Genomic DNA, 17,435 nt, shown 5'->3' with positions numbered 1-17,435 from the left:
AAAATCCATTTGAAGACTGTCAAACAAATTGATAAGCGCTAAGCTGATAAATCCTTATATTTCAAAAAAAGCGGCAGACTCGAAGCTTTGCTTCGGCCTGCCGCTGTGTATTTATATTATGTTGTCCGGTGACTTAGCCGCCTACCCGCGCCAGTTCGCGCATATTCGCTTCGAACGCAGCCATCATAGCAGCTTCACCGGTCAGACCAGTTTCTTCCACCTTGCGGATTTGGTCCATCATCCGTTTGTAATCCTTCGGAATGACGCGGGCGAATTTCGGCAGATTGTCCTGCCAGCTATCCAGCACACGCTGTCCGAGCGCACTGTTCGTCAGCTCCGTATGACGGATGATCATGCTGTGCAGCTCTGCGATCTCTTCCTGTTCCTCAACGCGCTCCAGCAGCACCATTTCCAGGTTGCAGCGGTTGACGAACGTATTGTCCGGATCGAATACATAGGCGATGCCGCCCGACATTCCCGCCGCGAAGTTGCGCCCGGTTCCGCCCAGGACGACGACGCGCCCGCCGGTCATGTATTCGCAGCCGTGGTCGCCCACGCCTTCAACGACAACCTTGGCGCCGGAGTTGCGGACCGCGAAGCGTTCGCCGGCAATGCCGCTGATGTAGGCTTCGCCGCTGGTCGCTCCATAGAATCCCGTGTTGCCGACAATGATGTTCTCCTCGGCGGCAAACGTCGCTTTCGGAGAAGGCTTAACGATCAGCTTCCCTCCGGAGAGTCCTTTGCCGATGTAGTCATTCGTATCCCCTTCAACGGTAATCGTAATGCCCTTCGGCATGAAGGCTCCAAGACTTTGGCCGGCAGAGCCCGTGAAGTGCAGGCGGATCGTATCCTCCGGCAATCCGGCGGCGCCGTATTTGCGCGTCACTTCGCTGCCAAGAATCGTGCCGACGGCGCGGTTGACGTTCGTAATCGGCAGGGATGCTTCCACAGCCGTTCCATTTTCAATCGTCGCTGCGGCAAGCGGAAGCAGCTTGGATACATCCAGCGTCTCTTCCAGCCCGTGATTCTGCTTCTTGCTGTTGAAACGCGTGCTGCCTTCAGGCAGCTGCGGCGTGTGCAGCAATCCGCTGAGATCGACGCCTTTCTTCTTCCAATGATACGAAGCCTGAACGGCGTCCAGACAGTCGGTGCGTCCGACCATTTCTTCAATGGTGCGGAAGCCCAGGCTCGCCATAATTTCGCGCAAATCCTGCGCGACGAATGTCATGAAGTTAACGACATGCTGCGGATCGCCGGCAAAGTTCTTGCGAAGATCCGGATTCTGTGTTGCTACGCCAACCGGACAAGTGTCCATTTGACAGACACGCATCATGATACAGCCCACAGCCACCAGCGGCGCTGTAGCGAAGCCGAATTCTTCGGCGCCCAGCAGCGCAGCCACCGCCAAATCGCGGCCGCTCAGCATTTTGCCGTCGGCTTCCAGCACGATCCGGTCGCGCAGATTGTTCAGCATTAGCGTCTGATGCGTTTCGGCAAGACCCAGCTCCCACGGAAGACCGGCATGGCGGATGGAGTTCATCGGCGACGCGCCGGTGCCCCCGTCGTATCCGCTGATCAGAATAACGTCGGCACGGCCCTTCGCCACACCTGCGGCGATCGTTCCGACACCAACCTCGGATACGAGCTTCACGTTGATATTCGCGCGCGGATTGGCATTCTTCAGGTCATAGATCAGCTCCGCCAAATCCTCGATGGAATAAATGTCATGATGAGGCGGCGGCGAGATCAGACCTACGCCTGCCGTGGAACCGCGAACCTCGGCAACCCAAGGATATACCTTGCGTCCCGGAAGCTGTCCGCCTTCGCCCGGCTTCGCGCCCTGAGCCATCTTGATCTGAATCTCATCGGCGTTCACCAGATAATTCGAGGTTACGCCGAACCGGCCGGATGCGACCTGCTTGATCGCGCTGCGGCGGGAATCCCCGTTGGCATCCGGAATAAAGCGCGCCGGGTCCTCCCCGCCTTCGCCTGTATTACTCTTGCCGCCGATACGGTTCATCGCAATCGCCAGCGCCTCATGCGCTTCTTTACTGATCGAGCCAAAGGACATGGCGCCGGTCTTGAAGCGTTTCATGATCGATTCCACCGGTTCCACTTCTTCCAGCGGAATAGGCTCGCCTACCGGCTTGAACTCAAGCAGGGAACGGAGCGTCTGATGCTTCTTGCTCTCGCCCTGAACAAGCGCCGAATATTCCTTGTACATATTGTAATCGCCGCTGCGGACGGAATGCTGGAGCAGATGAATCGTCTGCGGGTTGAACAGATGATCCTCCCCATCGCTGCGCCATTGATATTCGCCGCCGGAATCCAGCACCTTGTCTTTGCCGTCCTTGTCGGAGAAGGCGCGGTTATGATGCGCAAGAGTCTCCATCGCCACTTCCTCCAGGCCGATGCCGCCGATGCGGGAAGGAGTCCAGGTGAAGTAGCGGTCCACGAAATCGGACTTCAGGCCGACTGCTTCAAAGATTTGGGCGCCGCGGTAAGACTGGATCGTGGAGATGCCCATCTTGGACAGGATCTTGACCACGCTCTTTGTTGCGGCTTTGATATAGTTCTTGACGGCCTTCTCATGCGATACGCCTCTCAGCAGGCCTTGGGAAATCATGTCGTCCAGGCTCTCGAAAGCCAGATACGGATTCACGGCGCTGACGCCGTAGCCAAGCAGAAGCGCGTAATGATGCACTTCGCGCGGTTCGCCGGATTCCAGCAGAATCGTAACCTTCGTCCGGGTGCCTTGGCGGATCAGATGGTGATGCAGACTTGATACGGCAAGCAGTGCCGGAATAGCTGCATTCTCACGATCCACTCCGCGGTCGGACAGAATAAGAATATTGTGGCCCTTCTCGATCACGCGGTCAGCCGCTTCGTTCAGACGGTCAAGCGCGGTCCGCAGCCCCTCCGCTCCCAACTCGGCCGGGAACAGTGTCGGAATGGTCATCGACTTGAAGCCTGTGCGGCGAACGTGACGAATCTTCGCGAAGTCTTCATTGGACAGAATCGGCGTTTCCAGCGCAATCTGTCTACAGCTTTCCGGTTCCGGATTCAGCAGGTTACGCTCCGGCCCGATCGTTGTTGTCGTCGAAGTCACCAGTTCTTCGCGGATGGCGTCAATCGGCGGGTTGGTTACCTGGGCGAACATTTGTTTAAAGTAATTGTAAAGCCGCTGCGGACGGTCGGACAGCACCGCAAGCGGAGCGTCATAGCCCATGGAGCCTACCGCTTCGGCGCCGCTGGAAGCCATCGGCTCCAGCACCTTGCGCAGGTCCTCGAACGTATAGCCGAATGCCTGTTGAAGCTGCTGAACGTTGTCATGCTTCGGATTAGGCAGTTCGGGAGCTTCCGGAAGCTCGCTCAGGCCGATCAGATGCTCATCCAGCCATTCGCGGTACGGATGCTCGGAAGCAATTGCCGCCTTCACTTCCTCGTCGGAAATAATGCGGCCTTCCTTAGTGTCGACCAGCAGCATGCGGCCCGGTCTCAAGCGGTCTTTGTATAGAACGTTCTCCGGCGGGATATCCAGTACGCCCGCTTCAGAGGACAAAATAATTAAATCGTCTTTGGTTACATAATAACGCGAAGGCCGCAGCCCGTTGCGGTCAAGAATCGCGCCGATCTGCACACCGTCGGTGAAGCCCATGGCGGCAGGGCCGTCCCACGGCTCCATGAGGGTGCTGTGGTATTCATAGAACGCTTTCTTCTTCTCGTCCATGCTGTCATGATTGCTCCACGGCTCGGGAACCATCATCATAGCCACATGCGGCAGGGAACGGCCGTTCAGGTACAGGAACTCAAACGTGTTATCGAACATCGCCGTATCGGACCCGTCCGGATTGATAACCGGCTTGATCTTCTCCAGATCGCTGCCGAACACTTCGCTCTTGAACAGCGACTGGCGGGCATGCATCCAGTTTACGTTGCCGCGCAGCGTATTGATCTCGCCGTTATGGATCATGAAGCGGTACGGGTGGGCACGCTCCCAGCTCGGGAACGTATTGGTGCTGAACCGGGAATGGACAAGCGCGATCGCCGATTCCAGCGCTTCGTTCTGCAGATCGAGATAGAACGGGCCGACCTGCTCGGTAGTCAGCATTCCTTTATATACAATTTTGCGGCAGGACAAGCTCGGCAGGTAGAAGGAAGCGCCTTCTTCCGATCCGCCATAGCGGATCGCCAGCTCAGCCCGTCTGCGGATCACGTACAGTTTGCGTTCAAAAGCAAGATCGTCCTGAATATCGACGGAGCGGCCAATGAATACTTGGCGAACATATGGCTTGGCGGCCTTCGCCGTCTTGCCCAGCATGCCGTCGCTGGTTGGCACATCGCGATAACCGAGCACCGTCTGCCCTTCCGAGACAATAATTTCACTCAAAGTGCGCTCATGCGCGGCACGGATGTCTTCATTATGAGACAAAAAGAGCATGCCGACACCGTAACGGCCCGCTTCCGGCAGTTCAAAGCCGAGCGCTTTCGCTTCTTCGGAGAAGAACCGGTGCGGAATTTGCAGCATAATGCCCGCGCCGTCGCCGGAATTCGGCTCGCTTCCCTGGCCTCCGCGATGCTCCATATTGGCGAGCATGGTTAAGGCGTTGCTAACAATCTCATGAGAGGGCTTGCCTTTGATGTGGGCGACAAAGCCCATACCGCAGGCATCTTTCTCGAACTGGGGATCGTAAAGGCCCTGTTTAGGGGGCAGTTCAGTGTGTCTCATCTTACGCAACCTTTCTATAATAAAGTAGGGCATTATTAATAATTATTCAACGCAGATTGGTTATATTATTTTATCATCGACCTTACATGAGCGCAATTTAAACTTTTTTATTATGCCGATTAACATTAGCTTTTGCGACACAGCTTTACCGGATAAAAGCTTAAAAAATCTCATCCATGAATATTTATGCAATACAACTGAATAAGTGCTTATTCATTGGAAACGTTTTACCCATGTAATATTTTTAATCTCCTGTTTTGAAACCGTTTTATTTTCCTGCAATAACCAAAAAGCGCCCTTTAGGGGCGCTCCGGCTAATCATACTTCAGCTGTCATATATTAAGATTTATACAGACAAAACTTGTTCACTATTTAGCTCCGTTTTTTCGTCACGTCCACGGCTAATGAAGTACAGCAGCGTGATTACGAGGAACACCGCACCATAAATGGCAAGCGTGCCTGCGTCGCTCCACATTCTGCCGTAATCGCCGGTGGAGATGACCGCTCTGAAGCCTTGAACGCTGTAGCTCATCGGAAGCAGCGGATGAAGCGACTGCATCCATTTCGGAATGAGCTCCAGCGGGAATGTGCCTGCGCTTGTCGTCAACTGGAAGATCAGCAGCACGATTGCCACGAATCTTCCGGGCTGATCCAGCCAGGTTACCAGAGCCTGAATCAGCCACATGAACGATAGGCTCGCGATAAAAGTAAATACATAAAATCTTGGCACACTCTGAACCTCAAGTCTCAGTCCGTAGAGCATAATCGACGCTACCACCAGAGACTGCAGAAGGCTCATGCCGGAGAAAATAAGGGTACGGCTCACAAACCGGTTGAACCGGGATGCTTCATCCACTGTAGTAGAACGCATTGAGATAACGATTGTACACATCAACGCTCCGACGAACAGTCCCAGAGACAGAAAATAAGGGGCAAGCCCGGTGCCGTAATTCGGCACTTCGCTCAGCGTTTCCTGATTCAGTTCCACCGGCTCGGCGAACATGCTGACTGTCTCGTCGGTTGTCTTGATGCCGCCCGTCTTATCCGCCGCATCGTTCAGCTTGCCCGCAAGCTCCGACGAACCGGCCTTGAGATCGGCCGTCCCGTCCTTCAAGTCTCCGGCGCCGTCACTCAATTTCTGAGAGCCTTCCGCAACTGAGCCGATTCCGCCGCCCAGCTTGGCGACGCCCGCCATAAGCGACGAGGCCCCCGCTTCCAGCTTGGCGCTTCCCGCCGCCAGCTTGCCGCCGCCCGCTGCGGCGCTGCCGAGCTTGGCCCCGAACTGCTGCATCCCGGCTGCCAGCTTACCGCCGCCGGTTGCCAGCGAATCCGCGCCGGAGGCGAGCCGCTGCTGGCCTTCGGCCAACTGCGCGGCGCCGCCCGCAAGCTGCTGAGCGCCGCTATTCAGCTGGCCGGCGCCGTCCGCAAGCTTCTGCGCGCCGTCATACACCTGCGCCGCGCCCTGCGCCAGCTGCGCCTGGCCGCCGTGCAAATCGCTCGCGCCCTGCGCCAGCTGCGCCTGGCTCTGCTGAAGCTGGCTGCTGCCGTCCGCCACCGCCTTGCTCGCGGCAATCAGCTTCTGCACATCAGCGCTCGCTGCCAGCTGCGGATTGGCCTGCGCCAGCTGCTGCAGTCCATCCGAGACGCTCTTCGCGCCGGCGCTTACCTTCGCGCTGCCCTCAGCGGAGGCCTTAAGCCCGTCAGCCAGCTTCGCGCTGCCGTCCACGGAGGCCGTCAGGCCGGCCTGGAGCTTCGCACTGCCGTCCGCGACAGACTCCGCTCCGCTCTTGAGCTGCGAGCTGCCGTCCGCGACGGCTCCCGCTCCGCTCTTTAGCTGCGCCGCGCCTTGGGCGGACTGCTGCAGCCCGCCGCTTAGCTGCTTGGCGCCCGCTGCCGACTGCGCTGCGCCGTCCGCCAGCTGTTTATGGGCGGCGGACAGCTGATTCAGCCCGGAGGCAAGGGAACTGCCGCCTGTATGCAGCTCGGCGGCGCCGCTCTTGATCGCGGCGGCGCCCTGCTTCAGCGGCTGAACGCCGCTAAGCAGTTTGCCCGCTCCATCGGTCAGAACGACCAGATTATTTTTCAGCTTGGCTGCGCCATTGTCCAGCTGACCCGCGCCGTCTGCGATTTTGGCCGCACCATCGCTGGCTTCACCGAGGCCGTTTGAGATATCGGTTATGTTATCAAACACAGAATTCACGTAAGCTTCTGTAATCTTAGCAGATACTTTGGCCTTAAGCTCCTTGGCCGCCGAACCCGCGATGGTGCTGGCGGTAAAGTTCTCCCCCTGCTTCGGCTCGTATATGAGCTGTGCGGGCTTCGGCTGATCATCCAGCATAGTCGTCGCATTGGCAGAGAAATTCTCCGGTACAATAATTGCCACATAGTACTCGTCTTTATTCAATCCCTCTTCCGCCTGTTCGCGGCTTACGAAGACCCAGTTGAAATCCTTGCTCTTCTTAAGCTCCTTCACCAGATCTTGGCCGGCGTTCAGTTTAGTTCCCTCGTAATCGGCGCCCTTGTCTTGATTAACGATGGCGATCGGCATCTTATCGAGATTGCCGTAAGGGTCCCAAAACGCCTTCAAATACACTCCGCTATAAAGCGTCGGAATGAAAAGCACGGCCAGGATGGTAATCAGCGTCATCGGTTTCTTAAGCGCCGTACCCATGTCTTTCATAAAGACAGATAATGATTTCACTCCGGTTCTCTCCTTTACTTGTTTCTTTCTGTTTACGCAAAATAGCTTGTAATAATAACTGACTATTTTCCCCGATTGGTCAATTTAGAGGACAAAAAAATGCCTCTCGGCTCTTGCTCTCACCTAAATTTTTCGTTTGATTCGGCAAACTTCAGGAGAGAATGAGTAAGAGACGCCTGCCGCCATTCTCTTACGTCGTTTGCGCCAGACCTTCAGCCAGAATCAGCCGGAAATACGATTTGATCTCCTCCTTGCTCAGAGGGGCTTGCAATTTGTTAAGCTCGGCCGTCAGCGTAACGTACAGTTTCAGCATAACCACCGATATAACCTTCGGATCACACGGCTTAATTTCATTCTTGCTGATGGCGTACTCCACCTCCCGTTCCAGATATGCGATAATGGCGCCCTCGATCTTATCGAGTCCCTCCTGCGCCTGCAGCGTGCCGAATTCGCGCTTTTCCTGGGAAAGCTTGATAATCAGTTCATGCTCGCTCCGAAAGTCCAGCAGGGCGTCCAGCACACGCTGCAGGTTATCAAAGAAAGGCTTGTCGCGCCTAATCTCCCGGTCGGCGATATTTTTCATCTCAAGGATAACCGAGTGAAGAATCTCGTCAAACAACTGCTCCTTGTTCGAAAAAAAAGTATAGATAGTGCCTTTGCCAACGTTCGCGATTTTGGCCACCTGATCCATTGTTGTCGCCTTGTAGCCGAATAATGAAAAAGATTTTGCCGCCGCCTTAATCACCTGCTGCCTTCGATCCACCACTGCCATCCGCGCACTTCCTTTCTGAAGCTTAACAAATGCCGGTCAAGAACTGACTATTTTACGAATCCGGTCATTTAGTCGTTAATTAATTTACCATTTTGTGCGCAAGATTGCAATATGTTTCGAATTGTTTTATTTTTTAGTTCTTGCAGTGTTTTAACTTTCTCTTTACGTCTTATTTGTATAATGTAAAAAGAGTACAGAATTTCTTAGCAAAAATAGCGTATAGTGAATGTAACAGACTTTGCAATTCTATCGAAATGGAAAGTAGCGGGTGAAATTATGCGAAAGAAAAGAGTACTGCTGTTTTCGGAAGGCTTCGGCACAGGACATACAGGGGCCGCCTATGCTTTGGCTGAGGGGATTAAGCGCCTCAATCCTGCGGTCCAATGCCGGGTCATCGAGCTGGGCAAATTCCTGAATCCGACGGTGGCTCCATGGATTCTTTCCGCCTACCGCAAGACCGTCAGCAGCCAGCCCAAGTTGTTTGGAATGCTGTACAGAACGCAATATCACAGATCGCTGAACCGGTTCACTAAACTGGCGCTGCATCGTGTTTTTTATACACATGCCCGGCAAGTCATCGAGCAGCTCAAACCAGATCTTATTATATGCACACACCCTCTTCCCGCCGCCGTCGTTTCCAGGCTGAAGCATCTGGGGCTGAAAGTGCCGCTGTACACACTGATTACCGACTACGACGCGCACGGCAGTTGGGTTAATGCTGAGGTGAACCGTTACCTCGTCTCCACCTCTCGGGTAAAGGCGATCTTGACGGGACGCGGCACTCCTTCCGATCAGGTAAAGGTAACGGGAATCCCTGTGCATCCTAAATTCTGGGAACGATCCAACAGGGAGGCGCTCCGCCAGGAGCTGGGACTTGCCGATAAGCCCACCGTGCTTATTATGGGCGGCGGCTGGGGCCTGATGTTCGGTAAAGAGATCATGAACGCGCTGACGGCCAAGATTGATCATATCCAGCTCATCTTCTGTATGGGCAGCAATAATAAACTGGTGGACAAATTGCGCAGCGATCCAAGGTTCCAGCATCCGAATATCACGATTCTCGGATACAGCAGCGACGTCAACAAGCTGATGGACGCCGCCGATCTGCTGATTACAAAGCCGGGCGGCATGACCTGCACCGAGGCGCTGGCCAAAGGCATCCCTATGCTTTTCTATCAGGCTATTCCCGGGCAAGAAGAGAAGAACTCTCAATATTTCGTCGAGCTCGGATTGGCCGAGGTGCTGGACTCCGAGACGGTTATCGACAAATGGTTCCGGCTTCTCCAGCGCGAGTATGCAGAACTTGAGAAGCAGCGCCGCCTCCGTCTCTCTCCTGACCACTACCAGCCGCATCACTGCGCGGTAACGGTGCTGGAGATGCTGACCAAACAGGGAAAGCTGTCCGGGGAGAACGGCTCCCCGGCGCAGACGCTCAGCGATAAAGCGGTATACTCGACGCCTTAATTTATTGAATTCGGGATATACCGCCAAAAGGACGATCCGGCTGTTTGCCGTTCGTCCTTTTTGTTTTTGCCTGCGGGGGTTTCCTAAATCTCCACGCTCTCTCCGGCTTTAAGCGGGAATCCGGTGATGCCCTCCTGCTTGAGCCGGTTGCAGAACTCGGCTCCGTCCTGTTCGATCACCGGGAAAGTGTTATAGTGCACCGGTATCACCTTGGCCGCCCGCAGCCAGCTCGCCGCCAGCAGCGCATCGTCCGGGCCCATCGTCAGCACATCCCCGATTGGCAGCGCGGCGACATCGATAGCATTGCGTTCCCCGATCAGCCTCATATCCCCGAACAGCGCCGTATCGCCGGCATGAAACAGCGTTTTGCCTTCAAGGGTCAGCAGAATTCCCCCAGGCTCGCCTAGATATATCCAATAGTCGCCCTCCTGTATGGAGGAAGAGTGAAAGGCCGGCGTATACTTAACGGTAAACCCGGAATCGGCAAGTTTGCCGCCTATGTTCATGTGCTTGACCTTCGCGCCTTTTATCCGGCAGTACTCGGCAAGCTCATAGACCGCGAATATCGGGCAGTCGTTGTTCCTCGCAATCTCCACCGCATCGCCGAGATGGTCGGAGTGCCCATGGGTCAGCAGCACCGCATCCACCCGGATATTCTCCGGAGCGATTCCCGAACCCGGATTTCCCGATAAGAACGGATCAATGATGACTTTAGCGTCAGGTGATTCAACCAGCAGCGCGGAATGACCGTAATAAGTAATTTTCATGATTTTTCCCTCCTCTACATAATAGTAGATTACCCCATTACGAGAAGATAAACTATCGATAAAAGCTATGATTTCCAATTTTTTCTGAAAAAGTTTGGGAATGATGAACGGTAAGATCCTGGGCAAGCTTAAGCGAAAGAAAATAATAGGTGTCGTCTGTGACTTCCTTGACCCCGGAAAGCGCAGCGTTAACAGCTCTGATTGAGTCCTGGTTTGGCTTTACCCGCTTTAGCCGCCCGTTGGCTACCGGACTAAACTGATGTTTCTGGTATATGACCGCTTTAATAGTATTGGGAAAATGGGCTGACCGCAGCCGGTTCAGAACAACGTTGGCAACTGCCACCTTGCCCTTGTACGGTTCGCCTTCCGCCTCTGCCATTACGATTTTCTGGAGCAGAAGCACTTCTTCTTCGGATACAGCGTAGCTCCGGGTGGATTGGTCGCGCTCTTCCCGGCTTAATAGCTTGGTCCGTGAGAAGTAAAGTATTGCGGGGGGATGTTGCTTGGTTAAAGCAGTCTTCTTGTCCTTGGATTTGCCCGCCGCTGTCCCTGCCGCCTTCCGCCTCGTTTCACGCGCATTCTGCGGCTGCCTGATTGGGACGGCTGCGGAAGCTTTGTTCTTAGCCGTTACGGACGCTGAGGCGCTATTACCTTTCAGAACCAATGGTTTTGTGTTCAACCATTCGGAGGCGGGCACAGGCTTCCAGGCGGTCACAAGCGCCCGGGGGACGGCGGACAGCTCGGGATGGCTCTGCCGGACTATGGCGGTCCCGGCAGTGATGGCCGGTTCCGCCACCGGCTTGGTCCTATCACCCGCACTCACAACGGTTTGTCCAGGCCCCGGCGCAGATGAAAGCAGCGGTGACTGCAAACGGCCCACATAGACCTTGTCCCGCTCTTCGCTTAATCCGAGCTCTGGCACCAGCAATATTATCGCAGAGAAACACACTAGAATTACGCCGAACAGCGGCAGTATCCAGCGGTTTTGTTTAAAAATAGACATTTCAATCCTCCTAGTTTTTCGGCACATTCTTAAAAATGTAACCCAAAATGAGAGGTTTGAAAACTATTTTTTTAAAATTGTTATGGTTTCGACAATTTCATACATCGGTTTTTTGTGCATTCGCGTAACAAAAAGGACCCATTCCTCGACTCTCCAGGACATCTGGAGAGCATCCGCTTCCTGCTTAAACGCATGAAGATATTCTGGGTTAAAAGCACGCTCTCCCCTGTATTTGCGAGCCAGCGTCACATGGGGCTTATAAGCGCGCTCCTCGGCGCGAAATCCCAGCGGCAGCGTAGCCGCCGCGATCCGGCTATGCAATTCCTCCAGCCGGTCCGTCTCCCCGCCCACTCCCGCCCATAGGACGCGCGGAGCGGACGGAGGCCCGAAGATGCCTGTTTCCCGCAAAGACAGGGTGAACGGTCTAAAGTCCCTTGCCGCCCCCTTCAGCGCCGACACAAGCTCCGGAATGGACCGGGGGTCGGTATCGCCCAGAAACTGCAGCGTTATATGATAATCCTCTTCATGAGTCCATTTGGCAAAGGACAGCTCCTGTGACAGGCTGCGGCACATGCCGCCTACGGCCCCGCGAAGCTCGGGCGGCAACCTCACCGCTGTGAACAATCTTTCAGAAGCCGTTCCGCCCAAACCGACCGCCGCTTTATCATTCATCGTCGTTTCACCTTTTTCCGCAGATTTGATATTCTTTCTAGACGGGAGGGAACATTGCGGCAAAATCCATTATTTGTCTCGCAGCCGCTCACAAAGCAGCAGCAAGAAGCAATCCGCAGAGCCGCTCCTGGATATATCTTTACGCAAACCGATGCCAAATAACCGGAGCTTAACATCCTTGCCGAAACAAAGATTGTCATCGGTTGGGCAAAAAATATGAAATCACATCTGGCTAACGGTACTCCGTCCAAAAATGTGACCGACTACCGCCGGGCAATACTAATGGCACAGCCAAAGCGACCGCTTAAAGGACCCTTTGGACACGGTGCAGCCGCCTTTTATTGAAAAACCGGCTGCGGCGATGCTCTCCTCTACCGGCTGTGTGGAAATAATAACCGCGCGGCCGGTTAAGCGGCGGAGCGCCTCCAGCATCTCCTTGGTGTCGGCCGGCGAGAGAACCGAGCACAGATTATACGGCATATCCAGTATAGCCGCATCATAATGCCCGGACAGATTTCTCATATCGCCTAGCGTCACGATATTCTCCGGGTAGCCGAAATGACGCAGATTCCCTCTCGCCCCCCGTACAGCGAGCGGATTCAGGTCGCATCCGGCCATGTCCATGCCCATGGACAGCCCTTCGATCAGCACGCTCCCCATTCCGCAGCAAGGGTCGAGTATCCGCAGGCCCTCCGGACGCGGAGCCGCGATGTTGGCGGCTGACCGGGACAGCGCCACGCCGAGCCCGGTCGAATAGTTGTGCGGCTTAACCTTGCGCCGCTGCCAGCTCCTGTCGCTCTCGCGGTACTCGCCGAGCAGAAGCATGCCCTCATGCTTTACCAGACCGAATACGCGGTCCGGCGACCGCATGTCAGCCGTTCCGGATATTTGTCTGCCGACCTTCCTCTCCAGCTCTCTGCGCTCTTCGTAGGTTCCTCCCCCTTCCTTGGGACAGAACAGCTTAAAGGTCTCCCCTTCCCTAAGCCTGATGCCGCCTGCGAAATGCGCGATTTCCTCCTCCGAATCCGAAGCGCATAAAATGTCGATTCTCCCCGATAAAAACGGACTTCGGCTTGGATCAATCTTTTCCCGGGCAATAATCAGTCCAGAAGCCAGAACATCCCCCTGCAATAATACATCCAGCTCCAGAGAACACAGTTCGCTTTCATTCTCATGGCTGCGGTACATATACAAATAAGGCGTCAGTTTGTAATCCAATCGGTATAGTCCCGCCTTTCACAGTTCATTTAAGGAACAGCGGGCATTCATCCCCGCCGCCGCACTCTATTATACCTGAAAACGGACCGCCGCTTGCCGGAACAGCAATGCTCTACAGCGCTCAGAGCCAAATGCACACAAAAAACGCCCTCTCCATATTTCTATAGATTAGGCGTTGAAATTTAATCCAGATCATAAATTGAGCCGACTTTAAGCCCGAACAGCTCATTGTAAATTTTCTCGGCAAAAGCATCGGTCATTCCGGCAATATAGTCGATCACCATATGCTCCCAGGTCCAAATCGGTCTTTGCTTACGCTGGTCCTTCTCAAAACGCTGCAGCCAATCGGTAGGGATGATCGCTTTCGACGTATCGGGGTCCAGGAACGCCCCCCACAGCCTCCGTACAATCCACTCGCTGCGCTTTTGCAGCCGCTGAACGCGCAAATCGCGAATCATCGTCACCCAGGCAAAGCTCTTCAGTACGCTTACCGTGCGCAGCAGGTCCTCGTCTTCTTTTCCTTCCTTGATAAAAGTAACCTTCTTCCAATCACCATCCGGTATGACACCGAGGCTGGCGACAAAGGTGCTGACCCAATAGGCTTTGACCTCGCGGCGGGTCCGGGAATAATCGTGCTCGCAGGTCGGCATTTTCTCCTTCCAGATCCGCAGGAACGAGTTCAGCACCTCTTCTACCTTTGGCCGGATTGCTTCCTCTGTCCATCCATGCCAGAAAGAATCCTCCAGCGTCATGATCTTCTCGACAATGAGCCTTAAAATATAAGGGTCATGCATGAAGAATTCATGGACTTCAATCTTCCCGGCCTTGATGCCGTCCTCAAGGTCATGGGCGGAATAAGCGATATCATCGCATAAATCCATCAGCTGCGCTTCGAGCGTCTTCTTCCCTTCCGGAATTCCCCATTCCGAGCGGATATGCGAGATATATTCCCACTCATTGAGATACATTCCCTTTTTAAGCGTCGTTCCGGGAAAAGGGTACTTATTGATTCCAAGCAGAACGGCATCGGACAGATTGAGTCCGTCGATGTTCTCGCGCTTCTCCAGGAACATGATGAGCCGGAAATTATGCGCGTTGCCTTCAAAATGCTCATACTTGGTTCTCATCTCATTGTAAATTTCGAGTTTGCGCGCCGGGTCCGCTCCGGTCACCGCCGCCTTCTTCGCGGTTTTCTCCTCAATTAAGCGGTCCAGAATGTTGTCGAGCACTTCTTCCCCTTTATGTCCAAATGGAGGATGGCCGAAATCATGGGCAATCGCCGCGCATTCAACCACCTCCGGATCAATGACCAGTCCCGGATTCCCGGCTTTCTCCAAGCCCACTTCCGGATAAGAACGCAGCAGGCTCTTGGCCGCCTCACGCGCAATTTGAGCCACCTCAAGCGAATGGGTTAACCTCGTCCGATAATAATCCCCGGTACCTGCTCCGAATACCTGCGATTTCCCCTGCAGCCTGCGGAAGGTCGGCGAATGAATCAACCGGGAATAGTCACGTTCATATGCAGCCCTTGATGTCTCCAGGCGGGTAATCTCCGGATATTGGCGGTGTTCTCTTAGTTCATTCAGTCTCATGCTCCCTACCCCTTATATGATGGCTATCTGTTTTTAATACTACATTATAATGCATTTTCGGCAAAAGTTTCACCAATTTTTCGAACATATAAAATTTCCATTACTTAACTCTAATGTATTTGTAAATTTCTTAATATTCTGTTATTTGGTCTTATTAAATCTTTATCGCCAAAATTTCCGATTTTTCGGGTTATGGTAAATATTTTCCGTGAATTTAATCGATATTACTCAAAATACCTTGATTTTCCAAACATCATGTAGTATGATTTCACTATATAGATTATTATTTAGTTATAATTAGTTATAAATAAGTATAATTAGACATCAAGATTTACATCACATACAACTCTTATTACCCAAAATTGAGAGGAGAATGTACAATGAAAATTAGTGCCAGAAACCAATTGGAAGGCCGTGTAGTAGCTATAGAGGCAGGACCGATCAATGCTAAGGTTGTTATTGACACTGGCGGACAAAAAATCACTTCCATTATCTCCTTGGATGCCCTTGAAGAGCTCGGAATTAAGGAAGGCGCTACAGTTACCGCCCTTTTCAAAGCTTCTTCCGTCCTGTTGATGGCCTAAGGCGGTTAGCCGCTTTTTGAATAGCAGACGCAAATAAGAACCGGACGTACATCACTTGCGTGTACATTCGGTTCTTTTCAGTTCCCTGTACCTTCAATAATTGCGTCAGGATAGAAAATAAGGTAGTCTTGTGTTAGTACACCCATAGGTGTGATGGCTGCTGACGCAGCCTACTTCTTAGGAGGATTTACTCTATGTCTGACAATACATCCTATACAACCGAAGAGGTTGCCCAGCTGCTTAAAATATCAAAACTGAAGGTCTATGACCTTATTAAGAAAGGCGAGCTTTCTTCTTACCGGGTGGGCAAGCAAATGCGTGTGGATGCCTCGGATCTTGAAATGTACAAGCAGCAGTCCAGAGAGCACGGACGCCAAGCGTCCATGCTCACCTCTACTAAACCGGGGCTTCATGCGATAAGTTCTGCACCTAGCATTCAGACCCCGGCGACGTTCCGTTCATCCGTGCGTGAAATTGTCATCACCGGCCAGGATATCAGTCTGGATATACTAGCACAACATTTGGAGAAGTTCTCCCCCTCGCTGCGTCCGCTGCGCTCATATGCGGGAAGCCTTGACAGTCTGATTTCCATGTATCGCGGGGAATCCGATATCGTCAGCACCCATTTGCTTGATGGCGATTCAGGCGAGTACAATATTCCTTATATCCGCAAAATGCTCGTCGGCTCCAGCTATCTTGTTGTTCGTCTCTTGGGCAGGGCCGCCGGTCTGTATGTACAGAAAAGCAATCCCAAAGGGCTTAATGACTGGAAAGACCTGGGGCAATCCGGTCTGCGACTCGTTAACCGGGAGAGAGGTTCAGGCGCGCGGGTGCTGCTGGATGAACAACTGCGCTTGAACGGAGTGAAAGCACAGAACATTGAAGGCTATACAACGGAGGAAATCAGCCATGTGACGGTTGCCGGCAGAATCGCCCGTGGCGAGGCCGATGTCGGCGTTGGGAATGAAAAGGCCTCCCGAATAGTCGAAGGCGTTGATTTTATTCCGCTCATCCAAGAAAAGTACGATCTAGTAATGCTGAAACGGCCGGATAACCAGGATTGGATCTCGGCGGTGCTCGAAATATGCCGCTCCCAAGCTCTTCATAATGAGCTTAAGTCGCTGTATGGATATGATCTGTCCGAAACCGGGAAGATTATTTACGAAACATAATGAATAGCAAACCCTCCCTATCCGCAGGCTGCTGATACTGCCGGACTAGGAGGGTTATTTATTGTTCTTTATTAGGAGTAGCGGTTGACAAACATCAGCATGACCGCTGATATTGCGATTATAGAAATGACCCACAGCCAGGCGAGCGTCATATCCCCTCCATCCACAGCCACATAAATCGCCGTAGGAATCGTCTGCGTCCGGTTGGGAATATTGCCCGCCACCATAATTGTCGCCCCGAACTCGCCGAGGCCGCGGGCAAAGCCGAGCACATAGCCCGCTGCAAGCGTTCGGATCGCCAGCGGGAGCGTAATATAGCGAAGCACTTGAAGCTCTCCAGCCCCCTGAGCGCGCGCCGCATCTTCCAAATCGCGGTCAACTTCTTCAAAGCCTGCCTTTAGCGTACGATAAACGAGCGGAAAAGCGACAACGACGGCGGCAATCACCGCCGATCCCCAGGTGAACAGAATCGTTCCACCGGTTAAATTCTCGTACCATTCGCCAAGCCAGCTTTTTCTTCCCAATACGACCAGAAGCACGAAACCTACAACCGTAGGCGGAAGAACCAGAGGCAGCAGCAGTACGGTTTCAATCAGGCTGCGGCCCGGAAACTTCCGGTTCGCCATCGCCTTGGCGGCTGCAGCCGCCAGGACGAATACGATCACGCTCGTGATAACCGCAATTTTAATCGATAACCACACTGGGGCCATAAAGTCGGTCCAATTGATGTCCATGTATACTCAACCCGCAGTCTTTATTTA

General features: G+C 53.5%; 12 protein-coding genes. 3 read left to right on the top strand and 9 right to left on the bottom strand.

The features are described from left to right. Window positions 1–133: 133 nt before the first annotated feature. From gltB to VK70_RS02030, 3 genes are all read right to left on the bottom strand, one after another. A complete protein-coding gene (gene gltB / locus VK70_RS02040; RefSeq protein ID WP_046722727.1) occupies window positions 134–4,729 on the bottom strand; it encodes a glutamate synthase large subunit in 4,596 nt (1,531 codons plus the stop codon). A 346-nt stretch (window positions 4,730–5,075) separates the two neighbouring features. Next, the gene (locus VK70_RS02035; RefSeq protein ID WP_046722725.1) at window positions 5,076–7,430 is read right to left on the bottom strand and encodes a YhgE/Pip domain-containing protein; all 2,355 of its coding nucleotides are present in this window, start codon (window positions 7,428–7,430) and stop codon (window positions 5,076–5,078) included. Window positions 7,431–7,620: 190 nt separating this feature from the next. Further along, window positions 7,621–8,202, bottom strand: a complete 582-nt coding sequence (locus VK70_RS02030; RefSeq protein WP_025694830.1) for a TetR/AcrR family transcriptional regulator — start codon at window positions 8,200–8,202, stop codon at window positions 7,621–7,623. Window positions 8,203–8,478: 276 nt separating this feature from the next. On the opposite strand from VK70_RS02030, the gene VK70_RS02025 reads away from it, so the two are divergent. Next, entirely contained in the window at window positions 8,479–9,666 is a 1,188-nt protein-coding gene (locus VK70_RS02025; protein ID WP_025694829.1) for a UDP-N-acetylglucosamine--LPS N-acetylglucosamine transferase, read from the top strand. A gap of 83 nt (window positions 9,667–9,749) precedes the next feature. Here VK70_RS02025 and VK70_RS02020 read toward each other — a convergent pair whose 3' ends face one another. The 5 genes from VK70_RS02020 to VK70_RS02000 all read right to left on the bottom strand — a co-directional run bounded on the left by VK70_RS02020 (window position 9,750) and on the right by VK70_RS02000 (window position 14,918). Then, a complete protein-coding gene (locus VK70_RS02020; protein WP_025694828.1) occupies window positions 9,750–10,433 on the bottom strand; it encodes a metal-dependent hydrolase in 684 nt (227 codons plus the stop codon). A 52-nt stretch (window positions 10,434–10,485) separates the two neighbouring features. Continuing rightward, window positions 10,486–11,436: a cell wall hydrolase gene (locus VK70_RS02015; RefSeq protein WP_025694827.1), complete on the bottom strand. Its 951-nt coding sequence runs from the start codon at window positions 11,434–11,436 to the stop codon at window positions 10,486–10,488. Window positions 11,437–11,499: 63 nt separating this feature from the next. Continuing rightward, a complete protein-coding gene (thpR, locus tag VK70_RS02010; protein WP_046722723.1) occupies window positions 11,500–12,108 on the bottom strand; it encodes an RNA 2',3'-cyclic phosphodiesterase in 609 nt (202 codons plus the stop codon). Window positions 12,109–12,387: 279 nt separating this feature from the next. Continuing rightward, window positions 12,388–13,326 carry a TRM11 family SAM-dependent methyltransferase gene (locus VK70_RS02005; protein ID WP_025694825.1) on the bottom strand — a complete coding sequence of 313 codons (939 nt, stop codon included), beginning with the start codon at window positions 13,324–13,326 and terminating at the stop codon, window positions 12,388–12,390. Window positions 13,327–13,508: 182 nt separating this feature from the next. Continuing rightward, window positions 13,509–14,918 (bottom strand): deoxyguanosinetriphosphate triphosphohydrolase family protein, encoded by a 1,410-nt coding sequence (locus tag VK70_RS02000; RefSeq protein ID WP_025694824.1) that lies wholly within the window; start codon window positions 14,916–14,918, stop codon window positions 13,509–13,511. A 380-nt stretch (window positions 14,919–15,298) separates the two neighbouring features. Between VK70_RS02000 and VK70_RS01995 the strand changes: the two genes are divergently transcribed. Together VK70_RS01995 and VK70_RS01990 are read left to right on the top strand one after the other, a co-directional pair. Beyond that, on the top strand, window positions 15,299–15,502 hold the full coding sequence (locus VK70_RS01995; protein ID WP_025694823.1) for a TOBE domain-containing protein: 204 nt from the start codon (window positions 15,299–15,301) through the stop codon (window positions 15,500–15,502). A gap of 194 nt (window positions 15,503–15,696) precedes the next feature. Further along, window positions 15,697–16,674 (top strand): substrate-binding domain-containing protein, encoded by a 978-nt coding sequence (locus VK70_RS01990; RefSeq protein WP_025694822.1) that lies wholly within the window; start codon window positions 15,697–15,699, stop codon window positions 16,672–16,674. Between the two features lie 71 nt (window positions 16,675–16,745). On the opposite strand, the gene modB is transcribed toward VK70_RS01990, so the two are convergent. Next, window positions 16,746–17,408, bottom strand: a complete 663-nt coding sequence (gene modB, locus VK70_RS01985; RefSeq protein ID WP_046722722.1) for a molybdate ABC transporter permease subunit — start codon at window positions 17,406–17,408, stop codon at window positions 16,746–16,748. Window positions 17,409–17,435 lie beyond the last annotated feature (27 nt).

The organism is Paenibacillus durus ATCC 35681 (assembly GCF_000993825.1).
GTDB classification, from domain to species: Bacteria; Bacillota; Bacilli; order Paenibacillales; family Paenibacillaceae; genus Paenibacillus_AQ; species Paenibacillus_AQ durus_B.
This window is presented reverse-complemented; position numbering and strand designations above follow the sequence as displayed.

Excerpts from the sequence above, each read along its gene's own strand:
- VK70_RS02015 (WP_025694827.1), bottom strand. The coding sequence starts at position 11,436 with ATGTCTATTTTTAAACAAAACCGCTGGATACTGCCGCTGTTCGGCGTA.
- VK70_RS02000 (WP_025694824.1), bottom strand. The coding sequence starts at position 14,918 with ATGAGACTGAATGAACTAAGAGAACACCGCCAATATCCGGAGATTACC.
- thpR (WP_046722723.1), bottom strand. The coding sequence starts at position 12,108 with ATGAATGATAAAGCGGCGGTCGGTTTGGGCGGAACGGCTTCTGAAAGA.
- VK70_RS02025 (WP_025694829.1), top strand. The coding sequence starts at position 8,479 with ATGCGAAAGAAAAGAGTACTGCTGTTTTCGGAAGGCTTCGGCACAGGA.
- modB (WP_046722722.1), bottom strand. The coding sequence starts at position 17,408 with ATGGACATCAATTGGACCGACTTTATGGCCCCAGTGTGGTTATCGATT.
- VK70_RS01995 (WP_025694823.1), top strand. The coding sequence starts at position 15,299 with ATGAAAATTAGTGCCAGAAACCAATTGGAAGGCCGTGTAGTAGCTATA.
- gltB (WP_046722727.1), bottom strand. The coding sequence starts at position 4,729 with ATGAGACACACTGAACTGCCCCCTAAACAGGGCCTTTACGATCCCCAG.
- VK70_RS02030 (WP_025694830.1), bottom strand. The coding sequence starts at position 8,202 with ATGGCAGTGGTGGATCGAAGGCAGCAGGTGATTAAGGCGGCGGCAAAA.
- VK70_RS02020 (WP_025694828.1), bottom strand. The coding sequence starts at position 10,433 with ATGAAAATTACTTATTACGGTCATTCCGCGCTGCTGGTTGAATCACCT.
- VK70_RS01990 (WP_025694822.1), top strand. The coding sequence starts at position 15,697 with ATGTCTGACAATACATCCTATACAACCGAAGAGGTTGCCCAGCTGCTT.